General features: G+C 60.2%; 1 protein-coding gene. It reads right to left on the bottom strand.

From position 1 onward, the window contains the following. Nucleotides 1-1,031: elongation factor Tu (tuf, locus tag AC6H0W_RS14685; RefSeq protein ID WP_497577934.1), on the bottom strand; the 1,031-nt coding region annotated here is incomplete at its 3' end.

The raw sequence follows: 1,031 nt of genomic DNA on the forward strand, positions 1-1,031 counted from the left end.
ATCGAACCGGTCACGTCCGTCGTACGGAAGTAGAACTGCGGACGGTAGTTCGCGAAGAACGGGGTGTGACGACCACCTTCGTCTTTGCTCAGAACATAGATCTCGCCCGTGAAGTGCGTGTGCGGGGTGATGGAACCCGGCTTGCACAGCACCTGACCACGCTCGACTTCTTCACGCTTGGTGCCGCGCAGCAGCACGCCGACGTTGTCGCCAGCCTGACCTTGGTCGAGCAGCTTGCGGAACATCTCAACGCCCGTGCAGGTGGTCTTCTGGGTGGCCTTGATGCCGACGATCTCGATTTCTTCGCCGACTTTCACGATGCCACGCTCGACACGACCCGTCACCACGGTACCGCGACCCGAGATCGAGAAAACGTCTTCGATCGGCAGCAGGAACGGCTTATCAACAGCACGCTCCGGGGTCGGGATGTAGCTGTCCAGCGCAGCAGCCAGTTCGAAAATGGCCGGCTCGCCAATGGCGGACTGGTCACCCTCGAGGGCTTTCAGCGCCGAACCCTTGATGATGGGAATGTCGTCGCCCGGGAAGTCGTACTTCGAGAGCAGCTCGCGAACTTCCATCTCGACGAGCTCAAGCAGCTCTTCGTCGTCGACCATGTCGCACTTGTTCAGGAACACGATGATGTACGGAACACCCACCTGGCGAGCCAGCAGGATGTGCTCACGCGTCTGCGGCATCGGGCCGTCAGCGGCCGAGCACACCAGAATCGCGCCGTCCATCTGCGCCGCACCGGTAATCATGTTCTTGACGTAGTCAGCGTGACCCGGGCAATCCACGTGGGCGTAGTGACGGGTTTCCGTCTCGTACTCAACGTGTGCCGTGTTGATCGTGATACCACGCGCCTTCTCTTCCGGCGCCGCATCGATCTGGTCGTAGGCTTTCGCCTCGCCGCCGAATTTCTTCGACAGAATCGTCGTGATCGCAGCCGTCAGCGTCGTCTTGCCATGGTCAACGTGGCCAATCGTGCCTACGTTCACGTGCGGCTTCGTACGTTCAAACTTGCCCTTAGCCAT

It is taken from the genome of Pseudazoarcus sp. NS20 (assembly GCF_059703745.1).